The sequence below is a fragment of the Marinobacterium nitratireducens genome (assembly GCF_014645375.1).
Classification (GTDB): domain Bacteria; phylum Pseudomonadota; class Gammaproteobacteria; order Pseudomonadales; family Balneatricaceae; genus Marinobacterium_A; species Marinobacterium_A nitratireducens.
The window spans coordinates 216,924-230,056 of sequence record NZ_BMLT01000003.1 but is presented as its reverse complement, the minus strand read 5'-3'; the positions used below and the strand labels follow the sequence as shown (position 1 = coordinate 230,056).

Below are 13,133 nucleotides of genomic sequence, written 5' to 3'. Positions count from 1 at the left end.
CTGACTCCTGCCCGGAAATGGAGGCTCATGTGGTGATGCCGTTGCGGGCTCGCGGGCGCCGTGGCAGCCTTGAGGGCGAGACGCAAACATCCTCAGGAGGTCCATACATGGAAAATAACGTCAGGCTGAGTGCTGCCGACGGCCACGAATTCGGTGCCTATCGCGCCGATCCGTCCGCAGAGGTGCGCGGTGCGGTGGTGGTGCTGCAGGAGATCTTCGGGGTCAATCCTTATATCCGCGGTGTCTGCGACCGCCTCGCGGCGCAGGGTTATGTGGCCATAGCGCCGGCGTTGTTCGATCGGCAGGTGCGGGATTTCGAAACCGGTTATACGCCCGAGGATGTCGAAAAGGCCCGTGGCGTGATGCTGGAACTCGACTGGTCGGCGGTGCTGCTCGATATCGAGGCGGCGGCTGTCGCTGTGCAGGATGCGGGGCCGGTTGCGGTGATCGGGTTCTGTATGGGCGGTTCGCTGGCATTTCTCGGTGCCACGCGTCTGGATCGTTTCTCGGCCGCCGTCTGCTACTACGGTCGTCGTATCGTCGAATTTGCCGACGAGACGCCCCGAGTGCCGACATTGATGCACTTTGGCGAACAGGACGCCACCATCCCGCTGTCCGATGTCGAGCAGGTGCGCCAGCAGCGTTCCGACTGCGAGATCCATCTGTATCCGGCGGGCCATGGTTTCGACTGCGATCAGCGCGGCGCCTATGAGCCGGAGAGCGCCAGGCTGGCCTGGCAGCGTACCCTGGACTGGCTCGACAGCGCCTTTGTCGCCGCTGCTGTGTAGCGGGGGTGTTGCGGCTGAGCCCTGGCCCGCATTCAAGGTTGCCAGTGCTGGCGCCGATCGAGCAGTCCGGGCGGGCTTCGAAAAAATTGCGCCTGGGTACTTGCATTACGCCCCAGGATCCGTATGATACGCGGCTCTTCAGGACTGTAGCTCAGTTGGTTAGAGCACCACCTTGACATGGTGGGGGTCGCTGGTTCGAATCCAGTCAGTCCTACCAGATTTCTGATAACAGCCGCTTACGGGTCATGCCGAGCGGCTGTTTTCGTTGTGCGCGTGGGAGTCTGTCTTGAGCCAGTCCGATTCCGATCGTCGATTCTATCGTCAGGGGCCCGATCATCGCGGTGGCGCCGGCGTGAGCTTCGTCGATATTCGACGGCGCTTCGATTTCCGCTCGATTCGCATCGGCCGCTGGGTGACGAAAGCGGAGCAGGAGCGGGCGGCCGGGCTGTTCTACGATGCTCTGGCGGATCTGATGACGATTCTTGGCGGGCCCGAGGTGCTGATATCGCTGCGCGGTACCCTGTCGCTGCAGTACGGCACCGGCGGACGACCGGGCGTTTCGGCGCATTACGATCCCAGGGAGCGCTGTTTTTCGCTGGCCAAGAACGCGGGTCCAGGCAGTATCGCCCACGAATGGTTCCACGCCTTCGACCACTATCTGTGCGACAAGGCCTTCAGCGACGCGCCGCGCAACCTCTTTGCCTCCCGCGCCTGGCTGCACGACGCCACGCCGCTCCCGCATCCGCTCAACGATCGCCTGTCGCGCTGTTTTCGCGCCATTTTGCTCGACGACAGCGGTGAGGGCCCGAGCGAGCTGTTCCGGGTCTCGGCGCAAACGGACAAATCCCTCGGTACCCTCTACTACAGCCAGCCGGAAGAAGTCTGCGCCCGAGCTTTCGAAGCCTTCGTGCAGGATGCCGGTATTCGCAACAATTTTCTGGTCAAGGGCACCCGCGCCTCCGAAGAGGCGCGCGCCGGCCTCTATCCGCAGGATGGGGAGCGCGAGCGCATCAATGCTGCCTTCTACGACTATTTTCGAAGTCTTGGTGCTGCACTCAGTCGCGTCGGCTAGCACGGCCGGCCTGTACCGCAACCGGGCACCTCACCGGGGTGTGTCAGAGGCCTTTCAGGGACTCTGTTCGGGGACCCGCTCCTGCCGTTCCCGCCACTGCTGTGGCGAGCAGCCGCTCCAGCGCTTGAAGGCGCGCGAAAAAGCGCTCAATTCCGAGTATCCCAGTTGCAGGGCAAGGTCGGTCAGCGATACGTCGCTCTGAGTCAGGGCATCGCGCGCCAGATCGAATCGCGCCTCGTTGAGGATACTGCTGAAACTGGAATGCGTGGCCTTTAGCTGGTGCTGCAGGCTTCGCGGGCGCATGCCCAGCAGCCGGGCCACCGTGGTGGCCGAGGCATCGCCGGTCGGGATCAGCTCGCGAACCAGGCTCAGCACCTGTTGGCTGAGGGGCTTTTCGTACCCGTGGCCGGTGCGGGCCAGATAGGCTTCGAAGTATCGTCTGGCCCTGTCGGACGCCGCTGCCGGCTGCTGCTCCAGGTACCGGGCCGGAAACATGATTGCATTGGCAGGCTGATCGAAATGGACCGGCACTCCCAGCAGCTTTTCGTATTCTTCGACAGCGGTATTGGGCGAGTGTCTGAAGCAGGCGCAGGTCAGTGGCTGATTGTTCTGCAGCATTGCCTGCAACAGTCTCACGCCGCGCCCGATCGCCAGCTCGATGTGCGGGATCAGATCGATGGTGCTGTCCAGCGACATGTCGAGCGTCAGCTTTACCTCGTCGCCGTCCACCTTGAATTCGACCTGATTTGCCTGGCCATGAAAATGCATGTGTTTCTGCATTGCCGTCAGGCTGTCGCCAATGGTCGGGCACTGACAGGCCAGCAGACCCAGCGGCCCCAGGGCTTCGATGGCGTTCTCATGCGCCAGCAGCAAAGGAAATAGCGGATTGCCGGATTTGGCGGTCGCGCGGGACAGGACGCGCGCAAGGTGCTCCTGGGATATCTTGAGGTCCTGGAAGCGCAGAACTGCCGGCGAGAGGCCTTCCTGCGCCAGCAGTTCCAGGGGGTTTAGCTTGTGTTGGCGGCAGAGTTCCGAGAACCCGAGTAGAGTGCCGCTTCTGATTCCGTATTGGTGAGACTGCATGGGCAAGTTGCAACTGCTGGCCGGATGTAGCTGCGCATTATGGTTAGAGGTTTCACCTGGCGTCAATCCGCAGCGGTATATGCCAGTCCGGCTACGCCAGGTCGGCAACGGCGCGCTTTGGGGGGATTTCCGGATCGGCAGGGGCTTTGTTGCAAACATCCTGCTAGAATGCAGAGGTTTAGGTAAAATCCCCTATTTTTCGAGGTTTTTATGCAGCGTGTTGTGATCAGTGGCACGGGGTTGTTCGTCCCAGCGGAAGCCATCAGTAACGAAGAGCTGGTCGAATCGTTCAATGCGTACGTCGAGCGTACCAACGCGGCGAACGCCGCAGCCATTGAGTCCGGCGAAATGTCGCCGCTGGCGCCTTCCAGCGTCGAGTTCATCGAGAAAGCGTCGGGTATCAAGTCGCGCTATGTGATCAACAAGAGCGGTGTGCTGGATCCTGAGCGCATGGCACCGATCATTCCGGAGCGGGCCGACGACGAATTGGGCATCCAGGCCGAAATCGGTGTGGCGGCGGTGCGCGAGGCGCTGGAAAAGGCCGGCAAGACCGCAGCCGACGTCGACGGCATCATCGTGGCCTGTTCCAACATGCAGCGCGCCTATCCGGCGGTTGCCATCGAAATCCAGCAGGCCATCGGCGCGGGCGGTTTCGCCTATGACCTGAATGTCGCCTGCTCGTCGGCGACCTTCGGTATCCAGACCGCCGCCGATGCCGTGCGCAGCGGTTCCGCTCGCTGTATGGTGGTCGTCAGCCCGGAAATCACCTCGGCTCACCTGGAGTGGCGCGACCGGGACTGTCATTTCATCTTTGGCGACGTGGCTACGGCGGTGGTGATCGAAACGCCGGAAACCTGTAGCGTGGACAGTGCCTTCGAGATTCTCAGCACCCGTCTGCAAACCCGTTTTTCCAGCGCGATCCGTAACAATTTCGGCTTCCTCAACCGTTGCGACGAGTCCGGTATCGGCAAGCGCGACAAGCTGTTCCGTCAGGAAGGGCGCAAGGTGTTCAAGGAAGTCTGTCCGATGGTGGCGGAGCAGATCAACAGCCACCGGGAAGCGCAGGGGCTTGAAGTCGAAGACCTCAAGCGTTTGTGGCTGCACCAGGCCAACATCAACATGAACGACCTTATCGCCAAGCGTGTGCTGGGTCGCGACTTCAGCCCCAGCGAGTCGCCGGTCATTCTGGATGAGTTCGCCAATACCAGTTCCGCCGGCTCGATCATTGCCTTCCACCGCTACCATGATGACCTCAGAAGTGGCGACGTCGGCGTGATCTGTTCCTTCGGTGCCGGTTACTCCATCGGCAGCGTGATCGTAAAACGCCTTTGACTTGTGTGGTGGGTTACGCGCCGCATGATCACGGTGCCGGTCCGGTCCCCCTGCCTTTGCGGCGCTAACCCACCCTACGGGTGCCTTGCTGTCAGAGTCGCTCGAACACTACGGCGATTCCCTGTCCACCGCCGATGCACATGGTGACCAGCGCGTACTTGCCATTGATGCGCTGCAGCTCGTAGATGGCCTTGGTCGCTATAAAGGCGCCGGAGCAGCCAACCGGGTGACCCAGCGCGATGGCGCCGCCGTTGGGGTTGGTTTTCTCGAGATCCAGTTCCAGTCCTTTGGCCACTGCCAGTGCCTGGGCCGCGAAGGCTTCGTTGGACTCGATCACGTCCATCTGATCCAGCGAGAGACCGGCCTTTTTCAGCGCCAGGCGTGACGCCGGGATAGGGCCCTCTCCCATGATATGGTTGGGCACGCCGGCGACGGCGTAGGAGACCAGACGTGCTATAGGGGTCTGGCCGGCCTTCGCTGCCGTCTCGGCATTGGCCAGCACCATGAAGGCGGCGCCGTCGTTGATGCCGGAGGCATTGCCTGCGGTCACGGTGCCGTCCTTCTTGAACGCCGGGCGCATCTTCGCCAGGGTTCCGAGGCTGGTGCCCGGTTTGACGTGTTCGTCGGTCTCGAAGGTGACGTCGCCCTTGCGGGTTTTGAGGGTGACCGGCACGATCTGCGACTTGAAGCGACCCTCTTCGATTGCCAGCGCCGCGCGGCGGTGGGATTCGACGGCGAATGCGTCCTGTTCCTCGCGGCTCAGGTTCCATTTTTCCGCCAGGTTCTCGGCGGTGATGCCCATGTGCCCGACGCCGAACGGATCGTTGAGGGCCGCGACCATCATGTCGATCATCGAAGTGTCGCCCATGCGTGCGCCGGAACGCATCGCCGGTGACAGATACCCTGCGCGTGACATGACCTCGACACCGCCGCCGATGCCGTATTCGCAATCGCCGAGCATGATCGACTGTGAAGTCGAGACGATCGCCTGCAGGCCTGAGCTGCACAGGCGGTTGACCGCCATCGCCACGGATTCCATCGGCAGGCCGGCCTGGATCGAGGCGACGCGTGCAACGTAGGCGTAGCGCGAGTCGGTGGGAATGCAGTGACCGGCGGTCACGTAGTTGATCTGCTGCGGGTCTACCGTCGAGCGTTCGACGGCGGCTTTCATCACCTGGCCGGCGAGCTCGGCCGGCTCGATCTGGCTGAGGCCGCCACCGAAGGTTCCGATGGCGGATCGGGCGGCACTCAATACAACGACGTCATGACTCATGGTTCGCATCTCCAGTTGTAGTCTTGTAGCCGGCATTTCGCTAACGTCGATCGACCCGGGCGCATGATTGCCGGGCCTGGGCCGGCGATCATCCGGTGGCGCCGGCATGGCTCGCGCAGGCGTAACCGTTCAGCTACGGGGGCGATGCTTTGCTCTGGTTTACCGGGGCGGTCGCGGGTCGAACATCACAAAACCGGAACTTTCGATCATAACGCTTTTGCATGACAAAGCCCCTACAACTTCCGTTGTAGGGGCTCGCAGGTCCTGGGCGCCAGCGGCTAGTCGGATGGCGCATCCTGCTCGTTGGCCGGCACGACCGTGGTAGCCAACAGAGCGGCTGTCAGCATTAGTGCTGCGCTGTACATGTGAGTATGGCCGCACCGCAAAGGGGCGGCCAGGCGTGTCAGGCGGTTGCGTTGATCGCAGCAAGTCCGGGGTAGGGGGCCCTGTCGCCGAGCTCCTCCTCGATGCGCAGCAGGCGGTTGTACTTGGCGACGCGGTCGGAACGGCACAGGGAGCCGGTCTTGATCTGGCCCGCCGCGGTGCCGACGGCCAGGTCCGCGATGGTGGTGTCCTCGGTCTCGCCGGAGCGGTGCGAGATCACCGCGGTGTAGCCGGCATCCTTGGCCATCTTGATCGCATCCAGGGTCTCGGACAGCGAGCCGATCTGGTTGAACTTGATCAGGATGGAGTTGCCGATGCCCTTCTCGATACCTTCGCTCAGGATCCTGGTGTTGGTGACGAAGAGGTCATCGCCGACCAGCTGTACCCTGTTGCCGATCTTGCCGGTCAGGTAGGCCCAGCCAGCCCAGTCGGACTCGTCCAGACCGTCTTCGATGGACACGATCGGGTAGGTTTCGGTGAGATGTGCCAGGAAGTCGCTGAAACCTTCGGCGTCGAAGACCTTGCCTTCGCCCGAAAGAATGTACTTGCCGTCCTTGTAGAACTCGGACGCCGCGCAGTCGAGCGCCAGGGTGACGTCTTTACCGAGGGCGTAACCGGCCTTCTCGACCGCTTCACGGATCACGACCAGGGCTTCTTCATTGGAACCCAGGTTCGGTGCGAAGCCGCCTTCGTCGCCAACCGCGGTGTTCAGACCCTTGGCCTGGAGCACGGCTTTCAGCGCGTGGAAAACTTGCGCGCCGCAGCGCAGGGCTTCCTTGAAGGACGGTGAACCGACCGGCTGCACCATGAATTCCTGGATGTCGACGTTGTTGTCGGCGTGCTCGCCGCCGTTGAGGATGTTCATCATCGGCACCGGCATCGAGTACGCACCCGGGGTGCCGTTCAGCTCGGCAATATGCGCGTACAGCGGGATACCCTTCTCGGTGGCGGCAGCCTTGGCGGCGGCCAGCGAGACCGCCAGAATGGCGTTGGCGCCGAAGCTGGACTTGTTCTCGGTGCCGTCGAGTTCGAGCATCCTGTTGTCGAGTGCGCGCTGGTCGGCGGCGTCCATGCCCACCAGGGCATCGCGGATCGGGCCGTTGACGGCGGCGACCGCCTTCAGCACGCCCTTGCCGAGGTAGCGGGACTTGTCGCCATCACGCAGCTCGAGGGCTTCGCGCGAGCCGGTCGATGCGCCGGACGGGGCGCAGGCGCTGCCAACCACGCCGGACGCCAGGATGACGTCGGCTTCGACGGTCGGGTTGCCGCGAGAATCGAGCACTTCACGGGCGCGGATATCCTGAATCTTGCTCATTGCTCTGTTGTCCCTCTCGTCAATTGTGGACGGCCGGCGCCGGTCGGCGCAGGGTGCTGAAGAAGTTCCTGTTGTTCGGCGTGCTCGGCGCGGATATCGAAGCCCTGTGGCCATTCGGGCGGTGTTGATTCCGGGCTGATGCGGGGATCTTTCTGCATGGAGGCGTCCTCTTGTTATTGGATTCGCGTGACGCGTGACGCGTAGCACGTCACCTGTTACGTCTCACCGTACCTCATCGCCAACGCGCACGATTTTCAGGGTATTGGTGCCGCCGTGCACATTGAGGTAGTCGCCCTTGGTAATCACCACCAGGTCACCGTCCTTCACTTCGCCGAGATCGCGCAGCTGGTCCACTGCGCGCTGGTTGACCGTCTGGCTGGGGATTTCGCTGGCGTCGAACTGCAGCGGGCAGACGCCGCGGTACAGTGCCGTGCGGTTCAGCGTGTCGGTCCAGGGGCTCAGCGCGAAGATCGGCAGACCCGAGCTCATCCGCGACATCAGCAGCGGGGTGGCGCCGGTCTCGGTCATGCAGAGCAGCGCCTTGACGCCCTCGAGGTGATTGGCGGCGTACATGGCCGCAAGGCCAATGGTTTCGTCCATGCGGCTGAAGGTCTGGTCCATGCGATGACGCGAGCTGCGCAGGCGAGGATGCTTCTCGGCGCCGCCGATGACCCGGACCATGGCTTCGACCGCTTCGACCGGATATTCGCCCGCCGCGGTTTCGGCCGACAGCATGACCGCGTCGGTACCGTCGAGAACCGCGTTGGCAACGTCGGAGACCTCGGCGCGGGTTGGCATCGGGCTGGTGATCATCGACTCCATCATCTGGGTGGCGGTGATCACGACCTTGTTGCGCTTGCGCGCGCGCTCGATGATCTGTTTCTGCACGCCGATCAGCTCGGCGTCCCCGATCTCGACGCCGAGGTCGCCGCGCGCGACCATCACGCCGTCGGACGCGTCGATGATGCCGTCCAGCGCTTCGGTACTGCTGACCGCTTCCGCGCGCTCGATCTTGGCGATGATCCCGGCCTTGCCGCCGGCAGCCGTCAGCAGTTCCCGGGCGTAACGGATATCGTCGCCGCTGCGGGGGAAGGAAACGGCCAGATAGTCGACGTCGATCTGCTGCGCCGCCTCGATATCGCGCTTGTCCTTTTCGGTCAGGGCGTCGGCCGAGAGACCGCCCCCCTGGCGGTTGATGCCCTTGTTGTTCGAAAGGGTGCCGCCCACCGTTACGGTGCAGAACACCTCGGCGCCGCGGATTTGGTCCACTTTCAGCACGATGCGGCCATCATCGAGCAGCAGGATATCGCCGGGCGCGCAGTCGCGGGCCAGCGCCTTGTAGTCGAGACCGACCCGCTCGACCGTACCCTCGTCGCGCGGCAGTTCGGCATCCAGGATGAAGCGGTCGCCAACCTCGAGCCTGATCTTGCCGTCGCGAAAACGCGCGATACGGATCTTGGGTCCCTGCAGGTCGCCGAGGATGGCAACGTGCCGTCCCCGGGCCTGGGCGGCTTCGCGAACGAGGCGGGCGCGCTCGCTGTGTTCCTCGATCGAGCCGTGGGAAAAGTTGAGTCGCACGACGTCGACGCCGGCCTCGATCAGGCGGGCGATCTGCGCCGGGCTTTCGCTGGCGGGTCCAAGGGTGGCGACTATCTTGGTTCTTCTCATTTCAGCACCTGGTCCGATAAAAATTGATACGGCGATTATCGGCTTTCCTGCCCTTGGCAGCCTCGGCCCCGGGACAGAAAATAGGCCTCCGTTGCCGTTCTTTTTTGTGCAGGAGTACAAAAGTGGGCTTTCGCGCGAGTCCTGCGTGCGGCAAGATGGGGTTGTATCGACTGAGGAGTTGCAGATGTACATCGATCACCACATGGCGCAGAAAATCGTCGACCGGGCGATGAAGATCACCGGCTGCAACGTCAACGTCATGGATCATCAGGGGGTGATCATCGGCTCCGGCGACCCGGCGCGTCTGGAGCAGTTGCACGAGGGAGCGCTGAACGTGCTCAGCAGCCATGGCGAAGTCGATATTGAACACGGTCAGGAAGGCAAGCTGCGTGGCGTACGCGGCGGTGTCAATCTGCCGATCTTCAGTCAGGGAGAGATCGTCGGTGTGGTCGGTATTACCGGTGATCCGGAAGAGGTGCGCCGGTTCGCCGATCTGGTGGTAATGACGGCGGAGCTGGTGGTCGAGCAGGCGGCGCTGACGGCCCAGGTACAGTGGGATAGGCGCCAGCGCGAGGCGGTGGTTCTGCGGTTGATAGAAGGAGGGCGGCGCGATTCGCTGTTCGAGGACCGGGTCGCCCGGCTTGGGCTGGACCTTCGCGTACCTCGGGTGGCGGTGGTGCTGGAGCTGACCGCTGATGCCGGTGCGCAGTCACCGGCGCAGTTGCAGCGCTGGCTCGCGGAGCGGGAGGCCGGGCAGGGCGAGGTACTGGGCGCGATGCTGTCTGCGCGCCAGCTGGTGCTGCTGTATCCGGTCAGGCTCGAGCAGGGCGCAGGCTGGGACCGGCAGCGCCTCAGGCGACTGCTGGTGTCCGAATGCCGGCCGTTCGGCGACGCCGTGCGGCTGGCGGTTGGCGACTACCTGCCCGGTGCCGATGGTTTGTCGGGTTCCTACCAGCTCGCTGTCCGGGCTCTGGACGTGGCCGCGCGGCGATCGCCCGAACTGCGTTATTGCGAGGCCGGCGATATGGCGCTCGACCTGCTGCTGTTCGAGGCGCGAGACAGCTGGGCGGGCGCCCGGCTGGTGCAGGTCCTCGAGCGGCTGCGGGGTCAGGACCGCCAGGGTGTGCTGGAGAAGACTCTCAATGTTTACCTCGAGGAGCAGCTCGATTTCGGCCGCACCAGCGAGCGCCTGCACATTCACCGCAATACGCTTCGCTACCGGCTCGACAAGCTCGCCACGGCGCTGGCGCTGGATCTGAACAGGCCCGATGACCTGCTGCAGCTGGTGGTGGCGAAGCGGCTCGACGGTCTGCGCCGGCGGGACGACTGAGTTTTCATGTTTTTGTGCAAATGACCAAAACTTCTGGCTGTCGGCCGAAACTCATTTGTCGCCCGGAATAAAGCGATGACCCCGGGGCTGTGCCACTATTGCCGAAACAGACAAAAACGGAAAAACGACCATGAAAATCCTGATCGCACCCGACTCGTTCAAGGAAAGCCTGAGCGCCGAGCAGGCCGCCAGCGCCATCGGTCAGGGCTTCCAGGCGATCTACCCGGACGCCGAGCTGGTACTGGTCCCGGTCGCGGATGGTGGCGAGGGAACCACCGAGGCGCTGGTGGCGGCCACCGGAGGCGAGTCCTACACCGATCGGGTGACCGGGCCCCTGGGAACCGAGCTCGACGCCGTCTGGGGGCGCCTTGGCGATGGTGAAACCGCGGTGATCGAATCGGCGGCAGCCTCCGGCCTGGACCGCGTGCCTGCCGCGGATCGTAACCCCTGGCTGGCGACCAGTCGCGGAACGGGCGAGCTGATTCGGGCTGCGCTGGACAAGGGAGCGCGACATATCATCGTTGGCCTCGGGGGCAGCGCCACCAACGACGCCGGAGCTGGCCTGCTGCAGGCGCTGGGTGCCCGCCTGCTCGACGGGGAAGGACAGGAAATCCCGCAAGGAGGCGGCGGGCTCGAGCGCCTGGCGCGGATCGATCTCGAGGGGCTTGACCCCCGTCTTGCCGAGACCCGTTTCGAAGTCGCCTGTGACGTCGACAATCCGTTGACCGGCGAAAACGGCGCTTCGGCGGTATTCGGCCCGCAGAAGGGCGCCGATCCTGAAATGGTCAGGAAACTCGACGCCTGTCTGGCCAATTTCGCCCGCGTGGTGGAAAAGACCAATGGCAAGGCGATCAACGATATCCCCGGGGCCGGCGCGGCCGGCGGGCTGGGCGGTGCCTTTCTCGCCTTCTTCGACGCGCGTCTCAAGCCGGGTATCGACATCGTGCTCGATGCCGTCGATATCGATCGCAAGCTCGACGGCGTCGACCTGGTGATCACCGGTGAGGGCCGGATCGACAGCCAGACCGTGCGCGGCAAGACGCCGGTTGGCGTCAGCCGGCGAGCACGCCTGCAGGGCATTCCGGTGATCGCGCTGGCGGGTTCGGTCTCGGCCGACTCCGACTGCGTTCACGATTTCGGTATCGACGCGCTGTTCAGCATCGTTCCCGGTATCGTCACGCTGCCCGAGGCGCTGGAATCCGCGTCCGATAACCTGTTTCGCAGCGCGCGCAATATCGCCGCCGTCTGGAAACTGGCCGAGCGGCGTTGATGCCAGCCCGGAACTTATCGCTCTCCCCCGGTTCCTTAATGGACGGACCTTTTCACAATGTGGTTTGCACCGGTTGTAACGATTGATTTGTGCGCTGCAGCATAAAATCCATCGCAGCTCCTTGTACCTGCCAGCGGCAGGAGTACCATGTGGTCCTTTTTAGACCGGCACTGCAAATCGTTTCGGGAGGACGGATGGATACAAGCCAGGCTGGCAAGATACTGGTGCTGGGCGCTGGACCCGCCGGTGGAGCGGTTGCGCTCGGACTGCGTCGCATCGGCTATTCGGTGTGCGTCATCAGTGAGCCGCGGCCTTTCGCCGCGGTAGAAGGGATTTCAGAGCGGGTGGTGGACGGTCTGCGCGGAGCCGGCTTCGACGCCGCGCTGAAATCGCTGCCCGCGCCGACTCCGCGCAGCGTCCACTGGAGCGGCGAGAGCAGCGCCGCCAATACCGAAAGGCTGGTGATACGGAGCGAGTTCGATCGCGGCGTCCTGATCGATCTTGAACGCAACGGCGTCGAATTGGTGTCGGGCCGTGTCCGCGGGGTGACACGCGGTGACGATGGCTACCGGGTCGAGGTCGTGGCCGATAGCGGAAGTCGTACTTTGCAGGGCATTTTTCTCGTCGAGGCGCGTGGCCGCGCGGCGCCGGGCAGCGGACTCGAGCGCCTGCGCGGGCCCGAGACCCTGAGCCTGCTGCAGTACTGGGCGGGGCCCGAGATGACGCCGCGCACCGCGGTCCAGAGCTGTGCCGATGGCTGGGCCTGGATGGCCGCCACCGCTGACGGGCGGCGCTACCTGCAGCTGACCCTCGACGTTGCCAGTGCCGACCTGCCGCCGAAGGATCGGCTGGTCGAGCACTGCAACAGCCGTATCCGGCCACTCGAAATGGCGGCGCCCTTTATCGATGGCGCAGAGCCGACCGGCGAACTGCACGCCCGCACCAGCACACCGACGCTGTGCCGGGAGCCGGTGGGGGCAGACTGGATTCGCGTCGGCGACGCGGCGATGGCGGTGGATCCGTTGTCGGGCAACGGCATATTCCAGTCATTGTCGAGCGCAATGCAGGCGCCGGCGGTGATCAATACGCTTTTGCAACAACCGCAGCGCGCCGGTCTGGCCCGGGCCTTTCATCGCGCCCGTATCGAGGAACTGTTTTTCCGCTTCGCCCGCATCGGCCGGGATTTCTACGCCCAGGAAACCCTGTTCGCAGAGGAGCCGTTCTGGCGTCGACGCCGGGACTGGCCCGACCAGGCCCCGATTCATCAGGCGGTCAAGCCCCGGGACGTCAGCATCGCCCGCCGTCCTGTGGTGGAGAACGATCTCATTCGCGAGGCCGAGGTGGTGGTGACACCCGACCAGCCGCTCGGCATCTGGCACCTGCAGGGGCTACCGCTGGCACCGCTGCTGCGCGCACTGCGCAGCGCTCGCCCCGGCGAGAATCCGGAGCACCTGCTGGCCGCCGTGCTGGGCGAGAAAAAGGCACTGGCACCGCAACTGCTGATGTGGATTCGGCACCAGGGCTGGATCTGACCCGTGGGAGCTGCGCCCCGCAGCGAACAAAGTTGGCACGGCCGTTACTTCCTGAAACGTTAGTATCTACGCCGGAGCATTCCTGT

Annotated in this window: 11 protein-coding genes and 1 tRNA gene; 7 read left to right on the top strand and 5 right to left on the bottom strand. The window is 63.8% G+C overall.

The genetic code is table 11. The features are described from left to right. The first annotated feature begins 107 nt into the window (after positions 1 to 107). From IEX85_RS06765 to IEX85_RS06755, 3 genes are all read left to right on the top strand, one after another. Positions 108 to 788, top strand: coding sequence for a dienelactone hydrolase family protein (locus IEX85_RS06765; protein WP_188859743.1), 681 nt, complete (start codon positions 108 to 110; stop codon positions 786 to 788). Positions 789 to 928: 140 nt separating this feature from the next. Continuing rightward, a tRNA-Val gene (locus IEX85_RS06760) sits at positions 929 to 1,005 on the top strand. A 69-nt stretch (positions 1,006 to 1,074) separates the two neighbouring features. Then, positions 1,075 to 1,860 carry a CLCA_X family protein gene (locus tag IEX85_RS06755; RefSeq protein ID WP_188859741.1) on the top strand — a complete coding sequence of 262 codons (786 nt, stop codon included), beginning with the start codon at positions 1,075 to 1,077 and terminating at the stop codon, positions 1,858 to 1,860. 54 nt (positions 1,861 to 1,914) lie between these two features. Here IEX85_RS06755 and IEX85_RS06750 read toward each other — a convergent pair whose 3' ends face one another. Beyond that, positions 1,915 to 2,943 (bottom strand): AraC family transcriptional regulator, encoded by a 1,029-nt coding sequence (locus IEX85_RS06750; protein ID WP_188859739.1) that lies wholly within the window; start codon positions 2,941 to 2,943, stop codon positions 1,915 to 1,917. Between the two features lie 210 nt (positions 2,944 to 3,153). On the opposite strand from IEX85_RS06750, the gene IEX85_RS06745 reads away from it, so the two are divergent. After that, positions 3,154 to 4,275 (top strand): beta-ketoacyl-ACP synthase III, encoded by a 1,122-nt coding sequence (locus IEX85_RS06745; protein ID WP_188859737.1) that lies wholly within the window; start codon positions 3,154 to 3,156, stop codon positions 4,273 to 4,275. A gap of 91 nt (positions 4,276 to 4,366) precedes the next feature. Here the strand turns inward: IEX85_RS06745 and IEX85_RS06740 are convergent, their stop codons facing one another. The 4 genes from IEX85_RS06740 to pyk form a co-directional block, all read right to left on the bottom strand. Beyond that, positions 4,367 to 5,548, bottom strand: a complete 1,182-nt coding sequence (locus IEX85_RS06740; RefSeq protein ID WP_188859735.1) for an acetyl-CoA C-acyltransferase family protein — start codon at positions 5,546 to 5,548, stop codon at positions 4,367 to 4,369. Positions 5,549 to 5,951: 403 nt separating this feature from the next. Further along, a complete protein-coding gene (gene eno / locus IEX85_RS06735) occupies positions 5,952 to 7,247 on the bottom strand; it encodes a phosphopyruvate hydratase (RefSeq protein ID WP_188859733.1) in 1,296 nt (431 codons plus the stop codon). Next, entirely contained in the window at positions 7,244 to 7,405 is a 162-nt protein-coding gene (locus tag IEX85_RS06730) for a hypothetical protein (protein WP_188859732.1), read from the bottom strand. The genes eno and IEX85_RS06730 overlap by 4 nt, the downstream gene beginning before the upstream one ends. Positions 7,406 to 7,469: 64 nt before the next feature. Then, positions 7,470 to 8,915 (bottom strand): pyruvate kinase, encoded by a 1,446-nt coding sequence (pyk, locus tag IEX85_RS06725; RefSeq protein ID WP_188859730.1) that lies wholly within the window; start codon positions 8,913 to 8,915, stop codon positions 7,470 to 7,472. 184 nt (positions 8,916 to 9,099) lie between these two features. Here pyk and IEX85_RS06720 point away from each other — a divergent pair, with 184 nt between their 5' ends. From IEX85_RS06720 to qhpG, 3 genes are all read left to right on the top strand, one after another. Then, a complete protein-coding gene (locus IEX85_RS06720) occupies positions 9,100 to 10,245 on the top strand; it encodes a sugar diacid recognition domain-containing protein (protein WP_188859728.1) in 1,146 nt (381 codons plus the stop codon). Between the two features lie 130 nt (positions 10,246 to 10,375). Next, positions 10,376 to 11,515, top strand: coding sequence for a glycerate kinase (locus IEX85_RS06715; protein ID WP_188859726.1), 1,140 nt, complete (start codon positions 10,376 to 10,378; stop codon positions 11,513 to 11,515). A gap of 194 nt (positions 11,516 to 11,709) precedes the next feature. Next, complete coding sequence (gene qhpG, locus IEX85_RS06710) at positions 11,710 to 13,047, top strand: flavin-dependent monooxygenase QhpG (protein ID WP_188859724.1); 1,338 nt, start codon at positions 11,710 to 11,712, stop codon at positions 13,045 to 13,047. The last annotated feature ends 86 nt before the right edge of the window (positions 13,048 to 13,133 follow it).

Bases quoted from the DNA above. Each gene is read 5' to 3' on its own strand.
- IEX85_RS06765 (WP_188859743.1), top strand. From the start codon at position 108: ATGGAAAATAACGTCAGGCTGAGTGCTGCCGACGGCCACGAATTCGGT.
- IEX85_RS06750 (WP_188859739.1), bottom strand. From the start codon at position 2,943: ATGCAGTCTCACCAATACGGAATCAGAAGCGGCACTCTACTCGGGTTC.
- IEX85_RS06745 (WP_188859737.1), top strand. From the start codon at position 3,154: ATGCAGCGTGTTGTGATCAGTGGCACGGGGTTGTTCGTCCCAGCGGAA.
- IEX85_RS06740 (WP_188859735.1), bottom strand. From the start codon at position 5,548: ATGAGTCATGACGTCGTTGTATTGAGTGCCGCCCGATCCGCCATCGGA.
- eno (WP_188859733.1), bottom strand. From the start codon at position 7,247: ATGAGCAAGATTCAGGATATCCGCGCCCGTGAAGTGCTCGATTCTCGC.
- IEX85_RS06730 (WP_188859732.1), bottom strand. From the start codon at position 7,405: ATGCAGAAAGATCCCCGCATCAGCCCGGAATCAACACCGCCCGAATGG.
- pyk (WP_188859730.1), bottom strand. From the start codon at position 8,915: ATGAGAAGAACCAAGATAGTCGCCACCCTTGGACCCGCCAGCGAAAGC.
- IEX85_RS06720 (WP_188859728.1), top strand. From the start codon at position 9,100: ATGTACATCGATCACCACATGGCGCAGAAAATCGTCGACCGGGCGATG.
- IEX85_RS06715 (WP_188859726.1), top strand. From the start codon at position 10,376: ATGAAAATCCTGATCGCACCCGACTCGTTCAAGGAAAGCCTGAGCGCC.
- qhpG (WP_188859724.1), top strand. From the start codon at position 11,710: ATGGATACAAGCCAGGCTGGCAAGATACTGGTGCTGGGCGCTGGACCC.